This is a genomic window from Streptomyces sp. NBC_00083 (assembly GCF_026343295.1).
Lineage (GTDB): Bacteria > Actinomycetota > Actinomycetes > Streptomycetales > Streptomycetaceae > Streptomyces.
In genome coordinates this window covers 1,359,089-1,381,426 of the sequence record NZ_JAPELY010000001.1, presented here as the reverse complement: position 1 = coordinate 1,381,426, position 22,338 = coordinate 1,359,089, and the positions used below count along the sequence as shown (strand labels likewise).

17 protein-coding genes are annotated in these 22,338 nt (G+C 72.5%); 8 read left to right on the top strand and 9 right to left on the bottom strand.

Annotated features, from left to right (window positions below):
- Window positions 1–87: 87 nt before the first annotated feature.
- Both OOJ98_RS05975 and cynR read right to left on the bottom strand, forming a co-directional pair.
- Complete coding sequence (locus tag OOJ98_RS05975; RefSeq protein WP_267053556.1) at window positions 88–1,824, bottom strand: carbohydrate-binding module family 20 domain-containing protein; 1,737 nt, start codon at window positions 1,822–1,824, stop codon at window positions 88–90.
- A gap of 218 nt (window positions 1,825–2,042) precedes the next feature.
- Complete coding sequence (cynR, locus tag OOJ98_RS05970) at window positions 2,043–2,939, bottom strand: transcriptional regulator CynR (RefSeq protein ID WP_267053555.1); 897 nt, start codon at window positions 2,937–2,939, stop codon at window positions 2,043–2,045.
- Window positions 2,940–3,073: 134 nt separating this feature from the next.
- Between cynR and OOJ98_RS05965 the strand changes: the two genes are divergently transcribed.
- Both OOJ98_RS05965 and cynS read left to right on the top strand, forming a co-directional pair.
- A complete protein-coding gene (locus OOJ98_RS05965) occupies window positions 3,074–3,661 on the top strand; it encodes a carbonic anhydrase (protein ID WP_267053554.1) in 588 nt (195 codons plus the stop codon).
- A gap of 48 nt (window positions 3,662–3,709) precedes the next feature.
- The gene (cynS, locus tag OOJ98_RS05960; protein ID WP_267053553.1) at window positions 3,710–4,180 is read left to right on the top strand and encodes a cyanase; all 471 of its coding nucleotides are present in this window, start codon (window positions 3,710–3,712) and stop codon (window positions 4,178–4,180) included.
- Here the strand turns inward: cynS and OOJ98_RS05955 are convergent.
- Window positions 4,164–5,006, bottom strand: a complete 843-nt coding sequence (locus OOJ98_RS05955) for a helix-turn-helix transcriptional regulator (protein ID WP_267055536.1) — start codon at window positions 5,004–5,006, stop codon at window positions 4,164–4,166. The genes cynS and OOJ98_RS05955 overlap by 17 nt on opposite strands.
- A 154-nt stretch (window positions 5,007–5,160) precedes the next feature.
- Between OOJ98_RS05955 and OOJ98_RS05950 the strand changes: the two genes are divergently transcribed.
- Together OOJ98_RS05950 and OOJ98_RS05945 are read left to right on the top strand one after the other, a co-directional pair.
- Entirely contained in the window at window positions 5,161–5,925 is a 765-nt protein-coding gene (locus OOJ98_RS05950; RefSeq protein ID WP_267053552.1) for an SDR family oxidoreductase, read from the top strand.
- 17 nt (window positions 5,926–5,942) lie between these two features.
- Complete coding sequence (locus OOJ98_RS05945) at window positions 5,943–6,428, top strand: nuclear transport factor 2 family protein (protein ID WP_267053551.1); 486 nt, start codon at window positions 5,943–5,945, stop codon at window positions 6,426–6,428.
- A 7-nt stretch (window positions 6,429–6,435) separates the two neighbouring features.
- Here the strand turns inward: OOJ98_RS05945 and OOJ98_RS05940 are convergent, their stop codons facing one another.
- From OOJ98_RS05940 to OOJ98_RS05920, 5 genes are all read right to left on the bottom strand, one after another.
- Window positions 6,436–7,485 carry a LacI family DNA-binding transcriptional regulator gene (locus OOJ98_RS05940; protein WP_267053550.1) on the bottom strand — a complete coding sequence of 350 codons (1,050 nt, stop codon included), beginning with the start codon at window positions 7,483–7,485 and terminating at the stop codon, window positions 6,436–6,438.
- Window positions 7,473–9,116: a glycoside hydrolase family 13 protein gene (locus OOJ98_RS05935; protein ID WP_267053549.1), complete on the bottom strand. Its 1,644-nt coding sequence runs from the start codon at window positions 9,114–9,116 to the stop codon at window positions 7,473–7,475. The genes OOJ98_RS05940 and OOJ98_RS05935 overlap by 13 nt, the downstream gene beginning before the upstream one ends.
- Before the next feature lie 71 nt (window positions 9,117–9,187).
- Complete coding sequence (locus OOJ98_RS05930; protein WP_267053548.1) at window positions 9,188–10,045, bottom strand: sugar ABC transporter permease; 858 nt, start codon at window positions 10,043–10,045, stop codon at window positions 9,188–9,190.
- Between the two features lie 7 nt (window positions 10,046–10,052).
- The gene (locus tag OOJ98_RS05925; RefSeq protein WP_267053547.1) at window positions 10,053–11,045 is read right to left on the bottom strand and encodes a carbohydrate ABC transporter permease; all 993 of its coding nucleotides are present in this window, start codon (window positions 11,043–11,045) and stop codon (window positions 10,053–10,055) included.
- 80 nt (window positions 11,046–11,125) lie between these two features.
- Window positions 11,126–12,400, bottom strand: a complete 1,275-nt coding sequence (locus OOJ98_RS05920) for an extracellular solute-binding protein (RefSeq protein ID WP_267053546.1) — start codon at window positions 12,398–12,400, stop codon at window positions 11,126–11,128.
- A gap of 294 nt (window positions 12,401–12,694) precedes the next feature.
- Here OOJ98_RS05920 and OOJ98_RS05915 point away from each other — a divergent pair, with 294 nt between their 5' ends.
- The 3 genes from OOJ98_RS05915 (at window position 12,695) to OOJ98_RS05905 (ending at window position 16,353) form a co-directional block, all read left to right on the top strand.
- Window positions 12,695–14,299, top strand: coding sequence for a glycoside hydrolase family 13 protein (locus tag OOJ98_RS05915; RefSeq protein WP_267053545.1), 1,605 nt, complete (start codon window positions 12,695–12,697; stop codon window positions 14,297–14,299).
- Window positions 14,300–14,324: 25 nt separating this feature from the next.
- Entirely contained in the window at window positions 14,325–15,353 is a 1,029-nt protein-coding gene (locus OOJ98_RS05910) for a LacI family DNA-binding transcriptional regulator (RefSeq protein ID WP_267053544.1), read from the top strand.
- Window positions 15,354–15,462: 109 nt separating this feature from the next.
- Complete coding sequence (locus OOJ98_RS05905; RefSeq protein ID WP_267053543.1) at window positions 15,463–16,353, top strand: phosphatase PAP2 family protein; 891 nt, start codon at window positions 15,463–15,465, stop codon at window positions 16,351–16,353.
- Window positions 16,354–16,517: 164 nt separating this feature from the next.
- Here OOJ98_RS05905 and OOJ98_RS05900 read toward each other — a convergent pair whose 3' ends face one another.
- Window positions 16,518–19,517, bottom strand: coding sequence for a bifunctional [glutamine synthetase] adenylyltransferase/[glutamine synthetase]-adenylyl-L-tyrosine phosphorylase (locus OOJ98_RS05900; RefSeq protein WP_267053542.1), 3,000 nt, complete (start codon window positions 19,515–19,517; stop codon window positions 16,518–16,520).
- A gap of 699 nt (window positions 19,518–20,216) precedes the next feature.
- Between OOJ98_RS05900 and OOJ98_RS05895 the strand changes: the two genes are divergently transcribed.
- Window positions 20,217–22,313: a PIG-L family deacetylase gene (locus OOJ98_RS05895; protein ID WP_267053541.1), complete on the top strand. Its 2,097-nt coding sequence runs from the start codon at window positions 20,217–20,219 to the stop codon at window positions 22,311–22,313.
- Window positions 22,314–22,338 lie beyond the last annotated feature (25 nt).

The window sequence follows — 22,338 nt, the reverse complement described above, 5'->3', positions numbered from 1 at the left end:
TGGGCTGGGCGGATACGGGGCTGGGGGCCGCCCGGCGCCCGGCGGGGCGCGGGGGCGCGGGGCGGCCCGGTTCGAAGGGAGCGCCGGTCAGGTGCGCCAGGTGTCGCTCAGCGCGACCTTGCCGTCGGCGGGCACGGTGGCGGTGCGGTTGGCGCCGCTCTCCCAGGTGACCTGGCCGTTCGCGTCCTTGCGGAGGTACTTGTACGCGAACGACGTGCCGGCGGGCAGCGCGACGTCGAGCTTCCACACGGGGTAGCTCGCGGGGTCGAGTTTGAGGGCGGCGGCGGTGTTCCAGCTGCCGAGCGCGCCCTGGTCGCCGGTGACGTAGATGTTCTGGCCGACGACGGTGGTGGCGTTGACGGAGAACGAGGCGCCGGAAGCGGTGGTGCTGCCGCCACCGCTGCCGCCGGTGGCTGAACTGCCGCCGCAGGTACGGGCGTTGACCTGGAGGGCGAGGGCGGTGTCGGGCGCGAGGGTGGCGGTGAACCGGCCGGCGGAGTCGACCGTCACCCCCTTTCCGCTCTGCACGTCGCAGTAGTCACCGGCGGGCAGCGCGGTCTGGAAGGTCCGGGTCAGCGCGGAGGCCTCGTGGTTGATGGCGACGTACGCCTTGCCGCCGCGACCGAACGCGATCTGGTTGGCGCCGTTGTCCCACCAGTTGGTGACGGACTCGCCGCGCGCGGTGTTGTGGAGGCCGACCATGCTCTGGATCTGCGGCCACCGGTGCTGACATTTCCAGCCGTCGGTGTAACAGGCGTTCACCGTACCGCCGTTGGGCGGGCCCGCGTCGTTGTCGGAGAACTCGTACCCCGAGTGGACGTCGGGCGAGCCGTAGGGCCAGGCCAGCATGAAGACGTTGGCGAGGGTGTAGTCCGCGCCGTCCTTGTAGGTGAGGGTGGAGCCGTTGCGCTCGGTGTCCCAGTTGTCGACGAACACCCCGGCCTGGGCGCTCGGCACGTACCCCCAGGCCTCGCCGAAGTTCTTCAGCTCGGCGAGCTTCTCGCCGGTGAAGACCCGCTTGAGGTCGCGCCCGAACCGGAACTCCTGGACGTCGCCGTTGCCCAGGTACTCGGAGGGCTGCACCGCCTCGCCCGCGCCGTAGATGACCTCCTGCTTGAGGTAGACGCCGGGGTTGGTGAGCTGGGACTTGATGGCCGCGATGTCCTCGGCGGCGATGTGCTTGGCGGCGTCGATGCGCAGCCCGTCGACGCCGAGGCCGAGCAGGTCGTCCAGGTACTGGGCGATCCTGGTGCGGACGTTCGGCTCGTTGGTGTCGAGGTCGGCGAGCCCGACCAGCTCGCAGTGCTGCACGTTCCAGCGGTCGGCGTAGTTGTTGATCTGGCTGGTGCAGTCGTCCATGTCGGCGGACTGGTAGAGGCCGGGGTAGTTGTACTTCGTGTACGGGGAGCCGCCGGTGCCGGTGCCGGAGCCGGCGGCCATGTGGTTGATGACGGCGTCGGCGACGACCTTCACGCCGGCCGCGTGGCAGGTGTCGACCATGTGCTTGAAGGACGCGCGGTCACCGAGGCGGCCGGCGATCTTGTAGCTGACGGGCTGGTACGAGGTCCACCACTGGCTGCCCTGGATGTGCTCGGTGGCGGGTGACACCTCGACGTAGCCGTACCCGGCCGGGCCCAGGGTGGAGGTGCATTCCTGGGCGACCGAGTCGTAGCGCCACTCGAAGAGTTCGGCGGTGACGTCCCGGTCACCGGGGGCGGACGCGGCGGCGGTGGGGGCGCCGGGCGCGACCAGGAGGGCCGCGGCGGCGGCCGTGACGAGGGCGACTGCCGACGCGGTTCTGCGGTTCCTGCTGGGGGGTTGCATGGGGGCGGATCCTCCTGCGGCTCGGGGAGGTCTCTCAGTGGGGATTGCATGTTCTTGCTGCAAGACTGAAAGGGCTTCTGAGCAGGTGACCGTAGGAGGGAGGAAAGAATCAGTCAACGGTTTGGGCAGAATCCGGGGAATGGGAAGGGAATTCTGCAAAGAGTTGCACAGTCGAGGGGCCGGGCAGGGTGCCGGACGGCGCGCCCCGCGGGCCGGGCTCAGGCCGGGGCGTAGCCGCGGGAGCGGACGGCCTCCTGCGCGAGCCGGGCGAACTCCCGGGCGGCGGCGCTGCGGTAGCCGCTCTCGCGCCGCAGCAGCACCACGGTGCGGGCGGGCAGCGGCGGATCGAGCGCGACGGGCGCGAGGCCGGGGTGCTCGTGCGTGACGGCGTCCGGCAGCACGGTGGCCAGCGGGGTGCGGCGGACGATCTCGGTGAGGGCCTGGAGCGAGGTGGCCTCGACGGCGATGCGCGGGGTGACGCGGTGCCGCGCGAGATAGTCGTCGATGTGCCCCCGGGTGGCGAAGTCCCCGCTGAGCAGGGCCAGTTGGCGCTCCCCAAGGTCACGCGCGGTCAGGGTGCCGGGGTGCGGCGCGGGGGCGCGCGTGACGAGGGTGAGGGTCTCGGTGTAGAGGGCGGTCGCGGCGACGCCCGGCAGGTGCGGGCCGTGGAAGGCGATGCCGAGGTCGAGCCGGTCGGCGAGCAGCTCCGCCTCGATCCGGTCCTGCGCCAACTCCCGTACGTCCACGGTGATGCCGGGGTGGCGGGTGTGCAGCTCGGCGACGAGCGGCCCGACCAGGTAGGCGGTGAAGGTCGGGGTCACCGCGAGGCGCAGGCTGCCGCGCGCGAGGTCGGCGACGTCCAGGACCGCGCGCTCGGCGGCGGCCAGCTCCCGCAGGGCGCGCCGCGCGTAGTGCGCGTAGGTCTCGCCGGCGTCCGTGAGCCGCACCGAGCGCCCGGTGCGGTCGAGGAGCTGGGCGCCGACGGCCCGCTCCAACTGCTTGACCTGCTGGGACAGCGTGGGCTGGGAGATCCGCAGCTCCTCGGCGGCACGGGTGAAGCCACCGCGCTCGGCGACGGCGAGCAGATAGCGCAGATGACGCAGTTCCGGAGCCATGGGACCCACTGTAGACCCCCTATAGATGAAACCAATGGCAGGGATGGAAACTACGTCTTGGACGCTATAGGTGCAGCTCATGCATGGTGGATCTCGTCGGCCCCCACGGTCGGCAGCCACCGAAGGGAGCGACCATGCACGACCTCGCCGAGGGCGTCGCCCGATTCCGGCGCGATGTCCTGCCCGCGAAGGCGGACCTCTTCGCCCGTCTCGCCACGGCCCACCACCCGGCCACCCTGTTCATCAGCTGCTCGGACGCCCGCGTGGTGCCCGAGCTGATCACCCAGAGCGAGCCGGGCGACCTGTTCGTCATCCGCACGGCGGGGAACCTGGTGCCCGCGTACACACCGGGCGCGGACGGTGTCGCCGCGGGCATCGAGTACGCCGTAGCCGTCCTCGGCGTCACCTCCGTCGTGGTGTGCGGACACTCCTCCTGCGGCGCGATGACCGCGCTCGCCGAGCACCACGACCTCGGCGCCGTGCCCGCCGTCGCCGACTGGCTGCGGCACGCCGACGCGGCACCGGCCCACGCGGACGGCACGGACACCGCCGCCCTGGTGCGGGGCAACGTCCTGGCCCAGCTCGCCAACCTCAGGACGCACCCCTCGGTGGCGCGGGCCCTGAGCGAGGACCGGCTCACGCTGCACGGCTGGGTCTACTCCATCCCCACCGGCGCGGTCGAGCACCTCACCGCCGCCGAGCGCCCCGCCGCCCTCGTCTGACCACGCCCTTCTCGCATCACCACCCCAACACACCACGGGAGTTACCTCGTGATCCAGGCCCAGTTCGACACCACCGCCCGTCAGGACCTCGCCGTCGCCGCCGTCGAGGCGAAGCTCCGCGCGGACCTGTCGTGGCAGCAGATCGCCGACGCGGCCGGCCTCTCGGTCGCCTTCGTCACGGCTGCCGTGCTCGGCCAGCACGCGCTGCCCGCAGACTCCGCGCGCGCCGTCGCCGCCCTGCTCGGGCTCGACGACGACGCCGCGCTGCTCCTGACGACCGTCCCGAGCCGCGGCTCGATCCCGGGCGGCATCCCCACCGACCCGACGGTCTACCGCTTCTACGAGATGCTCCAGGTGTACGGCACCACCCTGAAGGCGCTGGTGCACGAGCAGTTCGGGGACGGCATCATCAGCGCGATCAACTTCAGGCTCGACGTGCGGAAGGTCGCTGACCCCGAGGGCGGCGAGCGCGCCGTGATCACCCTGGACGGCAAGTACCTCCCTACCAAGCCGTTCTGAGCCCGGGTGCCGACGGCGCGTGCAGGGAGCCCAGCAGGCCGAGCGCCTCGGCGCTGGGGCTGCCGGGTTCGGCCTGGTAGACGATGAGCTGTCGGCCGGGCGCGTCCCGTACGTCGAAGGCCTGGTAGGCGAGGGTGAGCGGGCCGGCCTCCGGGTGGAGCAGCCGCTTGGCTTCCTGGGTCTTGCCCCGCACCTCGTGCGCGTGCCACCAGCGGGTGAAGTCCGCGCTGTGCGCGGTCAGTTCGCCGACCACCTCGCGCAGCCGGGGGCTGTCCGGGTCGAGTCCTGCCGTCAGCCGCAGATGGCCCACGACGGCCTGCGCCGTGCGGTCCCAGTCGGTGTAGAACGACCGGCCCGCCGGGTCGAGGAAGGCCATGCGGGCGAGGTTGTCGGCGGGCGCGAAGGGCGCGTGCAGCGCGTCGGCGAGGGCGTTGCCCGCCAGGATGTCGAGGGCCCCGTCGATGACGAACGCGGGGGCGCCCCGATACGCGTCCATCAGCCGGCGCAGGGCCGGGCCGACGGGATCCGTGGTGGAGGCGGCCCGCCGGCCCGAGGTGGTCCCGGCCAGCCGGTGCAGATGCGTACGGGCGTCGGTGTCCAGGCGGAAGGCGTCGGCGACGGCATCGAGTACGGCGGCCGAGGGATGGCGCTCGCGGCCCTGTTCCAGGCGGGTGTAGTAGTCCACGTTCACCCCGGCGAGCACCGCGACCTCCTCGCGGCGCAGCCCCGCGACCCGGCGCACGCCGTGGCTCACCACGCCGACGTCCTGCGGCCGTACGCCCGACCTGCGCGCGCGCAGGAACTCGCCCAACGGATTGTCGGTCATGGGGGGAACGCTCATGTGCCCAGGCTAGGCCGCGCGGGCGGCGGGCCGCCTGGGTGTGGCGCACCCAGGCTGCGTCCGCCCTGGTCGCAGCGGTGGGGCCCGCCCAGACTCGGCCGCGGACAGAGCCACTCCACACCCAGGGGGAGACCCACTCATGACAGGAACAGCTGCACCCACCCGCGGCGCGGGCGACGCCGCCAAGGTCGTGGCCGTCACCGGGGCGAGCAGCGGGATCGGGGAGGCGACCGCCCGCAGGCTCGCCGCCGACGGCCACCGGCTGCTGCTCGGGGCGCGGCGCACCGACCGGCTCGCCGTCCTGGCCGAGGAGATCGGCGCCGCGGGCGGAACCGCGGTGTTCCGGCGGCTCGACGTCACGGACGCCGGCGATGTGCGGGCGTTCGTCGACGCCGCCCGTGAGCGCTACGGCCGGCTCGACGTGCTCGTCAACAACGCCGGTGTGATGCCGCTCGCGCCGCTGGCCGCGCTCAGGACCGACGAGTGGGACCGGATGATCGACGTCAATGTGCGCGGGGTGCTGCACGGCATCGCCGCCGCCCTGCCCGCGATGCGCGCCCAGGGCGGCGGCCACATCGTGAACATCGCGTCCGTCGGCGCGTACGAGGTCTCCCCCACCGCCGCCGTGTACTGCGCCACCAAGTTCGCGGTGCGCGCGATCTCCGAGGGGCTGCGCCAGGAGTCGGCCGGCGACCTCCGCGTCACCCTGGTCTCGCCCGGCGTGACCGAGTCCGAACTCGCCGACGGCATCGCCGATCCCGCGGCCAGGGACGCCATGAAGGCCTACCGCGCCGTGGCGCTGCCGGCCTCCGCCATCGCCGGCGCGATCGCCTATGCCGTGGCGCAGCCGCCCGAGGTGGACGTCAACGAGATCGTCGTACGACCCGCCGCGAGCGCCCAGTGACCACCGGAGGAGGCCGCGTGCCCGGCACCTGTGCCGCCCATGACGACCTGGCCCGCAGGCTGCGCGCCCTTGAGGACAGGGAGGCTCTGCGCGCCCTCATGATCCGCGGCTGGCGGGCCCTCGACCGCAAGGACTGGCAGAGCTGGATCGAGTGCTGGGACGAGGACGCGGTGCTCGAATTCGGGCCGTGGGGAACCCTGGAGGGGAGGGCGGCGGTCCGGGCGGCCGTCGAGGAGGCGGAGGCGGCGTACGCGAGCCTGCAGCACCACATCCTCAACATGCACGTCGAGGTGGCGGGCGACCGCGCGACGGGCATCGGCTACATGTGGTTCGTCGCGGTCACCCACCCCGGCGGCGCCTCCACTCCGTACTCGATGGGCGGCCCCTACGACTGGGAGTTCCGCCGGGGCCCGGACGGCTGGCTCCTCACCCGCCAGCGGCTCGCCGTCTGGTGGAGCGACGGCGAGGACACCCAGGAAGCGTTCTCCGCAGGCCCTGCCTGAGGCCTGCCTAGAGCCTGCGTGCGCCCGCCGTCGACGCGCGCACCACCAGCTCCGGCTGGAAGACGAACTCCGTGCGCTGCACGGGGGTTCCGGCGATCTCCTCCAGGAGTGCCGAGACGGCGGCGGTCGCCATCGCCTGCACCGGCTGGCGCACCGTGGTCAGGGGCGGGTCGGTGAAGGCTATGAGCTGGGAGTCGTCGAAGCCCACCACCGAGACGTCGCGCGGCACGTGCAGTCCCCGTTCCCGCGCGGCGCGCACCACACCGAGCGCCATCATGTCGCTGCCGCAGACGATGCCCGTGCAGCCCTGGTCGAGCAGGGCGCCCGCGGCGACCTGGCCGCCCTCGACGCTGTAGAGCGTCGGCCGCACATAGGCGGCGGCCTCCTCGGCGCGCAGCCCGAGCCGCTCGCCGAGCGCCGCCGTGAACCCCTCGGTCTTGCGGCGCGAGGGCACGTACCGCAGCGGTCCGATCGCCAGGCCGATCCGGGTGTGCCCGAGGTCGGTGAGGTGGCCCACCGCCATGCGCATCGCCGCATGGTCGTCGGGTGAGACGAAGGGGCCGCGCAGCGCCTCGTTGTACCCGTTGACCAGGACGTACGGGACGCCCCGCTCGGCGAGCGCCAGATAGCGGGCCGGGTCGGCGGAGGTGTCGGCGTGCAGCCCCGACAGGAACACGATGCCGCTGACGCCGCGCTCCTCCAACTGCTCCACCAGCTCGTCCTCCGTTGCCCCGCCCGGGAGTTGGGTGCACAGGACCGGGGTGTAGCCGTGGCCCGCGAGGACCTGCTCCACGGCCTGGGCGAACGCGGGGAAGATGGGGTTGGTCAGCTCGGGGGTGACCAGGCCGACCAGCCCGGCGCTGCGCCGGCGCAGCCGGGCCGGGCGCTCGCGGCCCAGGACGTCGAGGGCGGCGAGCACCCGCTGCCGGGTGGGGTCGGCGACGCCGGGCTTCCCGTTGAGCACGCGGCTGACGGTGGCCTCGCTGACGGCGGCCTGGGCCGCTATCTCGGCGAGGCGCGGCCCGCCCGGCTGCGCGGCATGGCTCACACCGTCCACCACACCGTCGTGTCGCCCGGCAGTTCGCACCGGTCGCCGTCGACGGCGAAGGGCCCGCTGGCCAGGACGACGCGGCCGGGCACCGGCAGCGACACCAGGCGTCCCGTCAGGTTCACCGTGCACACGAAGCCCTCGCGGGCGAAGGCGAGGACGCCCTCGGGGGCGTCCAGCCACCGCAGGTCGTCGCCGGCACCGAGGCCCGGGTGGGCGCGGCGGGCCGCGATGGCCGCGCGGTACAGCTCAAGGGTGGAGTCGGCGTCGCCGGTCTGCGCCTCGACGCTGAGCCCGCCCCACGTGTCGGGCTGCGGAAGCCAGCTGCCGCCGCTGCCGAAGCCGTACGAGCTGCCCTCGACGGTCCACGGGATCGGGACGCGGCAGCCGTCGCGGAAGCCGTCCTGGCCCGCCGCGCGGAAGAACGACGGGTCCTGGCGCACCTCGTCGGGCAGGTCGGTGACGTCGGGCAGGCCGAGCTCCTCGCCCTGGTAGACGTAGGCCGAGCCGGGCAGGGCCAGCATCAGGAGGGTGGCCGCGCGGGCCCGGCGCAGGCCGAGTTCCCGGTCGCCCGGGGTGCGCAGCTGGGTGCCCAGGCCGGGCGGGTTGGCGAAGCGGGTGGCGTGCCGGGTGACGTCGTGGTTGGACAGGACCCAGGTGGCGGGGGCGCCGACCGGGCGCATCGCGGCGAGGGAGGTGTCGATGACCTCGCGCAGCGCCGCCGCCTCCCAAGGGGCGCCAAGATACTGGAAGTTGAAGGCCTGGTGCAGTTCGTCGGGGCGTACGTACAGGGCGGTCCGCTCGACCGTGGGGGTCCAGGCCTCGGCGACCGCGATGCGCTCGCCGTCGTACTCGTCCAGGATGGTCCGCCAGGACCGGTAGATCTCGTGCACGCCCTCCTGGTCGAAGAACGGCATGACGTCGTTGCCGAGCAGCTTGAGCTGGTCGTGGCCCCCGATGTCGGGCAGGCCCGGCGCCTTGACCAGGCCGTGGGCGACATCGATGCGGAAGCCGTCGACGCCCATGTCGAGCCAGAAGCGCAGGATCGAGCGGAACTCGTCGGCGACCGCCGGGTGGTCCCAGTTGAGGTCGGGCTGCTCGGGGGCGAACAGGTGGAGGTACCACTGGCCGTCCTCGGTACGGGTCCAGGCGGGACCGCCGAAGATGGACTCCCAGTCGTTGGGCGGGAGTTGACCGTCCTCGCCCTTGCCGGGGCGGAAGTGGTAGCGGGCGCGCAGCGGCGAGCCGGGCCCCTCCTCGATGGCGCGCCTGAACCACTCGTGCTGGTCGGACGAGTGGTTGGGCACCAGGTCGGTGATGACGCGCAGGCCCAGCTCGTGGGCGTCGCGGATCAGCGCGTCGGCGTCGAGCAGGGTGCCGAACATCGGGTCGATGGCCCGGTAGTCGGCGACGTCGTAGCCGGCGTCGGCCTGCGGGGAGGCGTAGAACGGCGAGAGCCAGACGGCGTCGACGCCGAGGTCGCGCAGGTACGGAAGGCGGCTGCGTACGCCGTCGAGGTCGCCCATGCCGTCGCCGTTGCCGTCGGCGAAGCTGCGCGGATAGACCTGGTAGATCACGGCGTCCCGCCACCACTGGGTGCTGGTGGTCTGGGGGCGGGGGGCAGCGATGTGCTGGGTCATGTCGTCCTAACGGGGTCCGGGGGCGGGCCCCCTGGGTACCTGGTGCTTGCGGAGCCGGAGCGGAGTCCGGCTCAGCCCTTGGTGGCGCCTGCGGTCATGCCGGTCACGAGGTGCTTCTGGACCAGATAGAAGATCGCGGAGACCGGGATCGCGATGAGCACGGCGGTCGCGGCCATGTAGTTCCACTGGGCGTCGTGCTGGCTGACGAAGCTGGAAAGGCCCACGGCGAGCGTGTACTTGCTGTCGTCGAGCATGAAGGTGGACGCGAACGCCACCTCGCCCCACGCGGTGAGGCAGGTGTAGAACGCGGCGACGGCGAGGCCGGGCCGGGCGAGCGGCAGGATCAGGCGGAAGAAGGTGCCGAACGGGCTGAGTCCGTCGACGCGGCCCGCCTCGTCGATCTCGACCGGGATGGTGTCGAAGTACCCCTTGAGCATCCACGCGCAGTACGGCACCGCGGTGGAGCAGTACACGAGGATCAGGCCGCCGTAGGTGTCGATGAGACCCATGTCGCCGAGGATCTGGTACATCGGCACGATCAGGACGGCGATCGGGAACATCTGGGTGACGAGCAGCACCCACATCAGCTTCTTGTAGCCGGGGAAGCGCATCCGGGAGACCGCGTAGCCGGTGGTCGCCGCGAACATCACGCCGATGACGCAGGTCAGGACGGCGATCAGGGCGGTGTTGCCGAGCCAGGTGAAGAACTTGGTGTGCTCGGTGACGAAGGCGTAGTTGGAGAAGGACAGCTTGGACCAGATGCGGCCCGGGTGGAGGTAGTCGTCCTTGTCGGGCCCGAGCGAGACGAAGACGAGCCACGCGATCGGGAAGAGCGCGACGAGGGCGGCGAAACTCAGCGCGAGGTGCGACAGGACGGCGGTGCGGCGCCGGCCGTGGTCCCGGGAAACGACCTTGGTGGTCCTGGTCATGGGGGCATCAGACCTGTTCATTGCGGGCCAGCCAGCGACGGTAGAAGGAGGAGAAGACGATCAGGATGGAGAGCAGCAGCACGCCGTAGGTGGCCGACTGCGCGAAGTCGCGTGGCTGCTGTCCGAAGCCGAGCCGGTAGGCCCAGGTGACGAGGATCTGGGCGTCGGGGGCGCCGCCGTTGCCGAACAGCAGGAAGATGATCACGAACTGGTTGAAGGTCCAGATGATGCCGAGCAGCACGACGGTGGCGCTGACCGGCCGCAGGCCCGGCAGGGTGACGTGGCGGAAGCGCTGCCAGGGGGTCGCGCCGTCCATCTCGGCGGCCTCGTACAGCTCGGCGGGGATCGTCTGGAGGCCGCCGAGGAGCGAGACCATCATGAAGGGCACGCCGACCCAGGTGTTGACGAGGATCGCGGCGAGCTGCTGGAAGTGCGGCTGCTCAAGCCATTGGGGCTGGGGCAGGTGGAGCGTGCCGAGCATCGTGTTGACGACGCCGGAGTCGCTGAGCATCAGGCGCCAGGAGAAGACGGTGACGAAGGTGGGCACCGCCCACGGCAGGATCAGCATCATCCGGTAGAAGGTGCGGCCGCGGAGCTTCTGGTTGAGCAGCAGGGCCAGCACCAGGCCGATGGTGTAGTGCAGGGTCACACAGGCGACGGTCCACACCACCGTCCAGATGAAGTGCGACCAGAACCGGTCCCAGGCGGTCGGCCCCCACAGGATGTCCGCGTAGTTGTGCAGCCCGACGAACTCGTAGGTGCCGGCGATGTGGTTGGCGCCGATGGTGCGCGCCGAGTTGAGGCTGTTGGCGTCGGTGAGCGTGTAGTAGACGCCCTGGACGAGCGGATAGAGCACGAGGACGCCGAGCACGACGACGATCGGCGCGACCATCGCGTACGCGTACCAGTGCTTCTGCCAGGACCGCCTGAGGCGCTCCCGCGGCCCCGGGCGCGCCGTGGCCGCGCTCGTGGGGGCCGCGCCATCGACGGCAACGGTCATCTCGACACCTTTTCCGGGAAGTTCGGCGGACGTGCGTACCGCCGGGCCGTCCCCCGTGGGGAACGGCCCGGCGGCGGGGCTCACTTGGAGAAGTCGGGGACCAGCTTGGCCATGTCCCGCTCAAGGCTCTTCGTGGCGTCGGCGACGGACTCCTTGCCGTCGGCGACCTTCGGCAGCTCGGTGTCCATCGGCGTCCACAGCGAGCTGTACTCGGGCAGCTCCGGGCGCGGCTGGGCGGCGGGCAGCACGCCCTGGAAGCCGGCGATGCCCGGGTCGGCCTTGACCTGCGCGGTGTAGGCGTCGTCGCGGGTCGGCAGCGTGGAGTTCTTGAGGGCGATGGTCTCCTGGCTCTTGGCCGACGTCATGAAGTTGACGAACTTCAGGGCGGCGTCGGCGTGCGTCTTGTCGGAGCCCGCGTACACGGACAGGTTGTGGCCGCCGGTCGGGGCGCCGGCCTTGCCCGCGGAGCCGGCCGGGACGGTGGCGATGCCGAGGTTGGCCTTGTCCTGGAACGCGGAGCCCTTGTAGAAGTTGGTGATCTCCCACGGGCCCTGCACGATCGCGGCGACCTTGCCGTTCACGAAGGCGTCCTGGATGTGGGCGTACGCGTCGGCGGTGACGTCCGCCTTGTGCAGGCCGGGGCCGTCGAACAGGCCCTTCCAGGTCTCCAGGCCCTTGTTGGCGGGGGCACTCGCGATGGTGACCTTCTTGCCGGCGGCGTCCACCGTGTCGGTGCCCTCGCCGTACAGGAACGGCTGGGCGTAGTACCCGGCGGTGGAGCCCCAGTAGCCGTCGACGCCGGCCTTCTCCTTGACGAGCGCGGCGTCCGCCTTCAGCTCGTCCCAGGTGGCCGGGGCCTTGGTGATGCCGGCCTTGGCGAAGAGGGCCTTGTTGTAGACGAGCGCCAGGGTGTCGGTGACCAGCGGCACGCCGTAGGTCTTCCCCTGGAACTGGGCCTGCTTGATCAGGTTGGGCCGGAACTTGGCCTGGTCCGCGAGGGCCTCGGTGCCGTCGAGCGGCACGAAGTAGCCCTTCTTCGCGAAGGCGGGCGTCCAGCCGACCTCGGCGCGCAGCACGTCCGGGGCGCCCTTGGCGCCGGCGGCGGTGTCGAACTTGTTCTGCGCCTGGTCGAAGGGCACGTTGACGTACTTGACCTTGATCTTCGGGTTCGCCTTCTCGAACTCCGTGACCAGCGCCTGGTACGTGGGCGCCTCGTTCGTGGCGTTCGAGGTGTCCCACCAGGTGATGGTGACGGGGCCGTCCGCCTTGCCGCCGTCACTGTCGCTGCCACCGCAGGCCGTCGCCGCGAGAGCGAGGGTCGCCGCGATCGCGGTGGCCGCTATGCCACGTCGCATGAGAACTCCTTCACTGGGTGCCGTTCCAATCACGGCGCCGGATCGCCAGGAACGTAACAAGGATGAAAGGCGACCGAAAGACCTTGCGAAGAATTTCTGCAAGGGCGGTCGATCGTTACATCAGCGTGTCCGCACGGTTGCCGTTGTGCGCCTTGTCAAGGGGGGTGCGCCTGGTTCACACGCACCCGTCGGGGCGCTGCAAGGCTTCCGCAAGACCTTGCAGGACTGTTACTTTCGAGGGGCCATCGGCGTTGATCCCGCTGATCCCGCAGACACAGGCGAAGGGGACCACACATGACGCAGGAGCTGACGACGCCGGCCGTCGCCGAGGACCGGCCCGGCCCGGCCGCCGGCTGGTGGCGCGACGCGGTGATCTACCAGGTGTACGTGCGCTCCTTCGCGGACGGCGACGGCGACGGCGTCGGCGACCTGCCCGGCGTCACGGCCCGGCTGCCGTACGTGCGGGAGCTGGGCGCGGACGCGGTCTGGCTGACCCCCTTCTACGCCTCCCCGCAGGCCGACGGCGGCTACGACGTGGCCGACTACCGCAGCGTGGATCCCCTCTTCGGTTCGCTCTCCGACGCGGACGACCTGGTGCGCGAGGCCCACCGGCTGGGCCTGCGGATCATCGTCGACGTCGTGCCCAACCACACCAGCGACCAGCACGACTGGTTCCGCGCCGCGCTGGCCGGCGGCGCCGCGCGCGAGCGCTACCACTTCCGCCCCGGCAAGGGCTCCGACGGCCAACTCCCGCCCAACGACTGGGAGTCGGTGTTCGGCGGCCCGGCCTGGACCCGGGTCCCCGACGGCGACTGGTACCTGCATCTGTTCGCCCCCGAACAGCCCGACCTGAACTGGGACCACCCCGAGGTGCGCGCCGAGTTCGACTCGGTGCTCCGCTTCTGGCTCGACCTCGGCGTGGACGGCTTCCGCATCGACGTCGCCCACGGCATGGTGAAGGCGGCGGGCCTGCCGGACATCGGCGCGCGCGAGCAGGCCAAGCTCATCGGCAGCCAGGTGCTCCCCTTCTTCGACCAGGACGGCGTCCACGAGATCCACCGCGGCTGGCGCGAGCTGCTCGACGGCTACGACGGCGAGCGCATCGCGGTCGCCGAGGCCTGGGCGCCCTCCCCGGAGCGGCTCGCCCTGTACGTACGCCCCGACGAGCTGCACCAGGCCTTCAACTTCCAGTTCCTGACGTGTCCTTGGGACGGCGAGCGGATGCGCGCGACGGTCGACGCCTCGCTCGCCGCCACCGGCGCGGTCGGCGCCCCCACCACCTGGGTGCTCTCCAACCACGACGTCGTACGCCATGTGACCCGCTACGGCGGCGGTGAGCAGGGCCTGCGCCGGGCCCGCGCGGCGACCCTGTTCACGCTGGCCCTGCCCGGCTCGGCCTACCTCTACCAGGGCGAGGAGCTGGGCCTGCCCGAGGTCACCGACCTGCCCGACGCGGTGCGCCAGGACCCCGCCTTCCACCGCGCTTCGGGTCAGGACGGCTTCCGCGACGGCTGCCGCGTGCCGATCCCGTGGACGGCGGACGGCCCCTCGTACGGCTTCGGCGGTGCCGCGCCCTGGCTGCCGCAGCCCGCGTCCTGGCGTGGCCTGAGCGTGGCCTCCCAGTCCGGTGACCCGCACTCGACGCTGGAGCTCTACCGCGCGGCGCTCGCCCTGCGCCGCGAGGTGCCGGGCCTCGGCGACGGCACCATGACGTGGCTGCCGGCACCGGAGGGGGTCCTCGCCTTCGCCCGTCCGGGCTTCGTCTGCACCCTGAACACCCTCGGCCGCGCGGTCCAACTCCCCCTCCCGGGGCGTCCGCTGCTCACCAGCGCCGCCGTCGAGTTCGACGACGAGAACGCGCTGCTGCCGGGCGAATCCGCCGTCTGGTGGGCAATCTGACGTGCGACCGGTACAGTCCAATCCCGTGACCGCACGGCTCGCCGACATCGCAGCCCAGGCGGGGGTCAGCGAAGCCACAGTCAGCCGCGTGCTCAACGGCAAGCCCGGCGTGGCCGCGGGCACCCGTGAATCCGTTCTCGCCGCACTCGACGTGCTGGGGTACGAGCGGCCCGTACGACTGCGCCGCCGCAGCGCGGGGCTCGTCGGCCTGATAACGCCGGAGCTGGAGAACCCGATCTTCCCCGCCCTCGCCCAGGTCATCGGGCAGTCGCTGACCCGGCAGGGCTACACCCCGGTGCTCGCGACGCAGACCCCGGGCGGCTCCACCGAGGACGAGCTCACCGAGATGCTGGTGGACCGGGGCGTCTCGGGGATCATCTTCGTCTCCGGGCTGCACGCGGACACCACCGCCGACATGGAGCGGTACGAGCAGCTGCGCGCCCAGGGAGTCCCGTACGTCCTGGTGGACGGCTTCTCGCCGAAGGTGCAGGCGCCCTTCATCTCGCCCGACGACCGGGCCGCGATGCGGCTGGCCGTCACGCATCTCGCGGCGCTCGGTCACACCAGGATCGGCCTGGCCGTGGGGCCCAAGCGCTTCGTGCCGGTCCTGCGCAAGATCGAGGGCTTCACCGCGGGGATGATGGACCGGCTCGGCCTCAGCCTCGCCGAGGCGGAGTCCCTGATCCAGCACTCGCTCTACACCCTGGAGGGCGGCCAGGCGGCCGCCTCCGCGCTGATCGCCCAGGGCTGCACCGCGGTCGTGTGCGCCAGCGACATGATGGCGCTCGGCGCGATCAGGGCCGCCCGCCAGGCGGGGCTCGACGTACCGCGCGACGTCTCTGTGGTGGGGTTCGACGACTCTCCGTTGATAGCGTTCACCGACCCACCGCTCACCACGATCCGCAAGCCGGTGACGGCGATGGGCCAGGCGGCCGTGCGCGCCCTGCTCGAAGAGGTCGGCGGCACCCCCGCGCCGCACAGCGAGTTCGTGTTCATGCCCGAGCTGGTCGTACGCGGTTCGACCTCCGGCGCCCGCCCGCTCACCGCCCCGTGACCCCGGGCCCCGTCGGGGTCGCCTCGTCCTCTGGGAGTACCGGGTGCGGACCGAACCCGACCGGAGGATGATCGGCGGGGGGTATGTGCATCTGGCAGACTCTCTTCCCATGGGTGACATGACCGTGAAGACTCTGGAAGGCCGGACGGCCGCTCCAACCAAGGAACCGTCGGCCTCACCCACGACCAACGAACCCGGACGAAATGGATTTACCGCCCGGGTGCGCAGTCTGCGCCGTCCGCGCCGGCCACGCATCTGGTTCGAAATCCTTCTGATCGCGGTGAGTTACTGGGTGTACTCGCTGATCCGCAACGCCGTGCCGGAGCAGAAGGCACAGGCGCTGCGGAACGCCGACTGGATCTGGAGCGTCGAGCACCATCTGGGCATCGCGGTGGAGCAGTCGGTCAACCACGCCGTGAATTCGGTGACATGGCTCATCGTCGGCATGAACTACTACTACGCGACACTGCACTTCATCGTCACCATCGGTGTCCTGGTGTGGCTGTTCCGTAGTCACCCCGGCCGTTACGCGGCGTCACGCCTCGTGCTCTTCGCGACGACGGGCGTGGCCCTGGTCGGCTACTTCTTCGCCCCGCTCGCGCCGCCCCGCCTGATGAACGGCGGCGGCTTCGTCGACACGGTCCTGGTGCACCACACCTGGGGCTCGATGGCGTCGGGCGACCTGAAGAACATGTCGAACCAGTACGCGGCGATGCCGTCCATGCACATCGGGTGGTCGACCTGGTGCGGCCTGACGATCTTCGCGCTGGCCTCCGCGCCCTGGGCGAAGATCCTGGGCCTGCTCTATCCGATGGCCACGCTGGTGGTGATCGTCTCCACGGCGAACCACTTCTGGCTGGACGCGGTGGGCGGCCTGCTCTGCCTCACCTTCGGCCTCCTGGTCTCGCGCACGTGGTACGGCGCCCTGCCGCACCGGCTCCCGAAGCGCGTACGCGAACCGGCCCCGCGCCGCCGCGCCCCCAGCCAGTCCGGGGCGTAAACCCACCCGGGGCCCGCCTTCGCCTGCGAACCGCGCCCGCTTCCCCCCGACCCGGTTTACGGGTGCGGACCGTGCCCGCTTCTCGCGCAGTTCCCCGCGCCCCTGAGCGCGGTATGGGTCGACCGGCGCGCCAGGTTACCCGCGTCCAGCCCGGCGGGCCGGGGCTACAGGTGTGCCCCGTAGAACAGCTCCTCCACGACCCCCCGCGCCCTGCGCGTCAGGCGGCGGTAGTCCTCCAGCATGTCCCCGACATGCCCCGGCTCGTACCCGAGGTAACGCCCCACCGCCGCAAGTTCCCGCCCGTCGGACGGGAACGTGTCACCGGCCCGCCCCCGGACCAGCATGACCCCGTTGCGCACCCGCGTGGCCAGCACCCACGCCTCGTCCAGTATCGCCGCGGCCTCGGTCTCCACGAGCCCCGCCGCATGCGCGGCGGCCAGCGCCTCACGGGTCCGGGTGGTGCGCAGCCCCGGCAGCTCCCAGCCGTGCCGCATCTGCAACAGCTGCACGGTCCACTCGACGTCGGAGAGGCCGCCGCGGCCCAGCTTGGCGTGGAGCGTGGGGTCGGCGCCGCGCGGCATCCGCTCGGACTCCATCCGGGCCTTGAGGCGGCGGATCTCGCGCACCGCGTCGTCGTTCAGGCCCTCCATCGGATACCGCAGCGGGTCGATCAGCTCGATGAAGCGGGCCCCGAGCTCCGCGTCGCCGGCCATCACCTCGGCGCGCAGCAGCGCCTGGCTCTCCCACACCAGCGACCAGCGCCGGTAGTACGCCTCGTACGACTTCAGCGTGCGCACCATCGGCCCGGACTTGCCCTCCGGGCGCAGATCGGCGTCGATCAGCAACGGCGGGTCGGCGGCGGGGAGTTGGAGGAGCCGGCGCATCTCGGAGACGATCCGGTTGGCGGCCCGCGCCGCCTCCTGCTCGTCGACGCCCTCGCGGGGTTCGTGCACGAACAGGACGTCCGCGTCCGAGCCGTAGCCCAGCTCGTGGCCGCCGAAGCGGCCCATGCCGATGACGGTGAAGCGGGTCGGCAGGGTGTCGCCCCACTCGGCGCGCACGGCGGCGCGCAGAGCGCCCGCGATGGTGGCCGCGTTCAGGTCGGTGACCGCGGTGCCGACCCGGTCGACGAGCGCGCCGGGGTCCTCCTCGGCGGGGCTGTCCTCGGTCCCGTACGAGCCGATGAGGTCGCCCGCGGTGGTGCGGAACAGTTCGCGCCTGCGCACCCCGCGGACCGAGGCGACCGCGCCCTCGGCGGTCTCGGCCCGGCCGACCGCGGCCATGATCTCCTGTTCGAGGTGGTCACGGCCGCGCGGTGCGAGGCCGTCCGGGTCGCCGAGGATGGCGACCGCCTCGGGGGCCCGCAGCAGCAGGTCGGGGGCGAGCCGGCCGGCCGACAGGACGCGGGCGAGGTTCTCGGCGGCGGCGCCCTCGTCGCGCAGCAGCCTCAGATACCAGGGGGTCTTGCCGAGCGCGTCGGACACCTTGCGGAAGCCGAGCAGGCCGGCGTCGGGATCGGCGGAGTCCGCGAACCAGCCCAACAGGACGGGCAGCAGGGTGCGTTGGATGGCCGCCTTGCGGCTCACGCCGGAGCTGAGGGCCTCCAGGTGGCGCAGGGCCGCGGCCGGGTCGGCGTAGCCGAGCGCTTCGAGGCGGTGCGCGGCGGCGCGGGGGCTGAGCCGGATCTCGCCGGGGGCGAGCTGGGCGACGGCGTCCAGGAGCGGGCGGTAGAAGAGCTTCTCGTGCAGACGCCGGACGACCGAGGCGTGTCGCTTCCACTCCTTGTGGAGGCTGGCGACGGGCTCGGTGCGCAGGCCGAGCGAGCGGCCGAGCCGGCGCAGATCGGCCTCGTCCTCCGGCACGAGGTGGGTGCGGCGCAGCCGGTGGAGCTGGATGCGGTGCTCCATGGCGCGCAGGAACCGGTACGCCTCGTCGAGCTGAGCGGCGTCCGCGCGGCCCACGTAGCCGCCCGCGGCGAGCGCCGCGAGGGCGTCGAGGGTGGTGCCGCTGTGCAGGGTGGCGTCGCTGCGCCCGTGCACCAACTGCAGGAGCTGGACGGCGAATTCGACGTCGCGCAGGCCGCCGGGGCCGAGCTTCAGCTCGCGCTCGACCTGGGCGGCGGGGATGTTGTCGACGACCCTGCGCCGCATCTTCTGCACGTCGGCGACGAAGTTGTCCCGCTCGGCGGCCTGCCACACCAGCGGGGCGACGGCCTCGACGTACTCCTGGCCGAGGTCGAGGTCGCCGGCGACCGGGCGGGCCTTGAGCAGCGCCTGGAACTCCCAGGTCTTGGCCCAGCGCTGGTAGTAGGCGAGGTGGCTGGAGAGCGTGCGCACGAGCGGGCCGTTGCGGCCCTCGGGGCGCAGGTTGGCGTCGACGGGCCAGATCACGCCCTCGACGGTGGTCTCCGAGCAGATCCGCATGAGGTGCGCGGCGAGGCGGCCCGCGGCCTGCAGGGCCTTGCCCTCGTCGAAGCCGTCGACGGGCTCGGCCACGAAGATCACGTCGACGTCGGAGACGTAGTTGAGCTCGTGCCCTCCGCACTTGCCCATCGCGATCACGGCGAGCCGGCACTGGTCCGCGTCGGCGGGGGCGGCGGTGCGGGCGATGGCGAGGGCGGCGCGCAGGGTCGCGGTGGCGAGGTCGGCCAGCTCGGCCGCGGCCTGGGCCACGTCGGTGGTGCCGCACACGTCGCGGGCCGCTATGGCGAGCAGGCAGCGCCGGTAGGCGACGCGCAGCGAGACGGGGTCGGTGGCCTCGGCCAGGCCCCGCTCGAACTCGGCGACACCGGGGTGCAGGTCGGCGGCCTCGTAGGTGACGAGGGCGTGCCAGTCGTGCGGGTGGCGGGCGAGGTGGTCGCCGAGCGCCTCGGACGCGCCGAGCACGCCGAGGAGGCGGTCGCGCAGCGGCTTCGCGGTGACGAGGGTGTCGAGGAGGGCGCGGCGCTCGTCGTCGTCCTGCGCCTCGACGATGCGGACGAGGCCGAGGAGGGCCAGGTCGGGGTCGGCGGTGGCGCCGAGCGCGTCCAGGAGGACGGAGTCGGAGCGGACGGGGGCGAGCTCGGGGGTCTCCAGGAGGCGCTCGGCCGCGGCGAGGTCGGTGAACCCATGCCGCAGTAGGCGGGTGAACGTACTGCTTCTGCGCCCCGGCACCGGCACGGTCATCTGCCCGCCTCCCACGTCGTACGTATCCCGACCCTACCGGCCCCCCGCCACCCCGGCCCCGCCGGAGCCCCCACCCCGCCTTCATCCGCGGACCGTGCCCGCCTCCCGCGCAGTTCCCCGCGCCCCTGACTACTCGCCGCCGGGCAGCACGGACGCCCTCAGCCCTCGGGGCCGAACCCCGCCTTCATCTGCGGACCGTGCCCACTTCCCGCGCAGTTCCCCGCGCCCCTGTAGGGCACCCGGCATCGCGCCCACCGCGGCGGAGCCGCGCACGTGTCACAGCCCCGCGCCCCTGGCGGGGCTGTTCTTGGCAGGGTGCCCGGCATCGGCATCCTCAGCCCGTCCGGCGTTTGAGGACGAGCGCCCTTCAGGCGCGAACGGGGTCTGGGGCGGAGCCCCGGGGGGCCGCACCCTTCGCTGTGCCGCACGGGGGGTGGGTGGGAGAACGCGCGAACGGGGTCCGGGGCGGAGCCCCAGGGGGTCGGGCCTCGGCGTCGCCGACGCACGGGACTTGGGGGGGGTGATCAACGCCACACGATTTGGCGAGTCGCCAGAATGAACCGCATTCTTGGACCTTTCGTCTTCTTAGCCGATCAGAGAGTGACCATTCCTGATCGAGCACTCCGGCCGGCCCCCGCCGAAGAACGTGCTCACGCACCGACCGGCCCCGGCCGCCCGAAACACCGAAAGACCACACCCATGAAGTCCAGGCTGCCGCTGCGCTCCGCGCTGCTCTCACGCCGCGGCGCCGTAGCCGGCTCCGCGCTCGTCGCCGTGCTCATCTCGGGCGGCGCGTTCGCCGAACTCGCGATGCCCGACAGCCAGGGCGCCACGGGCGCACCCGCCGCGAACGGCCGGACCATCGCGTCCCCGCCCCCGGTGCGCCCCACCGGCGGCTCGGTGATGCAGATCATGGCCCACCCGGACGACGACCTGTTCTTCATGAACCCCGACACCGGCCAGTCGCTCCGCTCGGGCCGCCCCATGACGTCGGTCTACGTCACCGCGGGCGAGGCCGACGGCGTCAACGCGCCGGCCGCCAAGAAGGGCGCCCGCAGGCCCGGGGCCGACCGGGCCGCGTACTCCGAAGCCCGCCAGAACGGCATACGCGGCGCCTACGCGCAGATGGCGACCGGCGACCGCGCCGCCTCGTGGACCCGCAGCTCCATACCGACCGCCGGCGGCGGCACCGCGGAGCTCGACACCCTCGACGCCCACCCCTCCATCCACCTGGTGTGGATGCAGCTGCGCGAGTCCGAGACGATCCTCGGCAACCAGCCGCACAGCCTGCGCGGCCTGTGGAACGGCAAGACCCCCGCGCTCACCTCGCAGCTCGCGTCGGGCAGCCCCGCGCGCGCCTTCACGTACACGAAGGACCAGCTCGTCCAGGCGCTCTCCGGTCTGATGACCAAGTTCCACCCGACGCACGTCCGCACGATGGACCCGACGCCGAGCGTGGACGGCAAGCCGGGGAAGATCATCGACCACCAGGACCACATCTACAGCGCCCGCTTCGCCCAGGCCGCCCTCCAGGAGTACGCCCGGTCCGCCAACCACCCGGACTTCACCGTCCAGAGCTACTTCGGCTACAACACCAGCCACCTGCCGCACACCTTCACCAAGGACGTCTCCGACGCCAAGGCCGGCATCGTGGAGACGTACGCCTGGATGGACCCGGACGACAACTACTGCGGCAGCGCGGCCGGTTGCGGTGACCGCAAGGTCGCGCCCGATCCGCACGGCAACAACTGGGCCGAGTCGGTCCGCTACAGCCGCACCAACTCCACGTCCTGGCTCCAGACCGGCGCGGACGGCGGCCTGTGGGCGTTCGGCGTGCTCGACCAGCGGCTCGCCGTCTGGCACAAGGCGCCCGGCGCCGGCGGCGCCTGGGGCGAACCCGAGCTGCTGCCCGGTGACGGCATCGACCCGGGCGTGAGCACGGTCCGCCTGCCCGACGGCCGGATCGCCGTGTTCGGCACCCGCACGCTCTTCGGCGCCGACCTCGGCGACTACCACCGCGAGGCCGTGGCCACCGTGCAGCGGACGGACGGCTCCTTCGGCCCCTGGGCCTCGCTCGGCGCGCCCGACGCGAGCGGCAGCAACGGCATCTTCGACATGTCCACTCCCGCCGCGGCGGTCGACGGCACCGGGAAGCTGACCGTGTTCCTGCGCGGCGGCGACCGCCGGCTGCACTCCCTGACCCGTACCGAGGACGGCGGCTGGACCCCGTGGACCGCGCTGGGCGGCGCCTCCCTGGTCGGCGACCCGGTGGCGGCCACCGACGGCACCGGCCGGGTGCACGTCTTCTCCAGCACCCCGAAGACCATGGCGACGTGGGTGCAGCCGGCCCCCGGCGCCCCGGTGCCCGCGCGCGCCGCGGCCACCGGGCTCCCGCCCAACACGACGGGCCTGTCCGCCCGCGCGGACGGCGCGGGGGTGCGGGTGTACTACCGCGCCGCGGACTCCGGAGACGTACGCAGCGTGCTGTTCACCGGCACGGCTCCCTCCGCCCCCACCGACCTCGGCGACCCCTCCGGCTACGGCATGGTCGGCGCGGCGGGGCGGCTCGTGGCCGGCCGCACCGCCTCGGGCGCGCTCGCCACCCTCGTACAGGGCGCGGACGGCCCGCACTGGAAGCCGGACGAGAACGTCCTGTTCACCGGCGCCCCCTCGGCCGTCGAGGACGGCGCCGGCGCGGCGGCGGCCGCGATCGGCCTGGACGGGCGGCTGTACTGGACGCGGACCGCGGGCCCGGCCGGCCCGGCGGCGCCGTGGCAGCCCACGACGGCGAACTGACCCCCGGGGCCGGTGCGCCGGCCCC

Excerpts from the sequence above, each read along its gene's own strand:
- OOJ98_RS05975 (WP_267053556.1), bottom strand. The coding sequence starts at position 1,824 with ATGCAACCCCCCAGCAGGAACCGCAGAACCGCGTCGGCAGTCGCCCTC.
- cynR (WP_267053555.1), bottom strand. The coding sequence starts at position 2,939 with ATGGCTCCGGAACTGCGTCATCTGCGCTATCTGCTCGCCGTCGCCGAG.
- OOJ98_RS05965 (WP_267053554.1), top strand. The coding sequence starts at position 3,074 with ATGCACGACCTCGCCGAGGGCGTCGCCCGATTCCGGCGCGATGTCCTG.
- OOJ98_RS05955 (WP_267055536.1), bottom strand. The coding sequence starts at position 5,006 with ATGACCGACAATCCGTTGGGCGAGTTCCTGCGCGCGCGCAGGTCGGGC.
- OOJ98_RS05950 (WP_267053552.1), top strand. The coding sequence starts at position 5,161 with ATGACAGGAACAGCTGCACCCACCCGCGGCGCGGGCGACGCCGCCAAG.
- OOJ98_RS05935 (WP_267053549.1), bottom strand. The coding sequence starts at position 9,116 with ATGACCCAGCACATCGCTGCCCCCCGCCCCCAGACCACCAGCACCCAG.
- OOJ98_RS05930 (WP_267053548.1), bottom strand. The coding sequence starts at position 10,045 with ATGACCAGGACCACCAAGGTCGTTTCCCGGGACCACGGCCGGCGCCGC.
- OOJ98_RS05925 (WP_267053547.1), bottom strand. The coding sequence starts at position 11,045 with ATGACCGTTGCCGTCGATGGCGCGGCCCCCACGAGCGCGGCCACGGCG.
- OOJ98_RS05920 (WP_267053546.1), bottom strand. The coding sequence starts at position 12,400 with ATGCGACGTGGCATAGCGGCCACCGCGATCGCGGCGACCCTCGCTCTC.
- OOJ98_RS05915 (WP_267053545.1), top strand. The coding sequence starts at position 12,695 with ATGACGCAGGAGCTGACGACGCCGGCCGTCGCCGAGGACCGGCCCGGC.
- OOJ98_RS05905 (WP_267053543.1), top strand. The coding sequence starts at position 15,463 with ATGGGTGACATGACCGTGAAGACTCTGGAAGGCCGGACGGCCGCTCCA.
- OOJ98_RS05900 (WP_267053542.1), bottom strand. The coding sequence starts at position 19,517 with ATGACCGTGCCGGTGCCGGGGCGCAGAAGCAGTACGTTCACCCGCCTA.
- OOJ98_RS05895 (WP_267053541.1), top strand. The coding sequence starts at position 20,217 with ATGAAGTCCAGGCTGCCGCTGCGCTCCGCGCTGCTCTCACGCCGCGGC.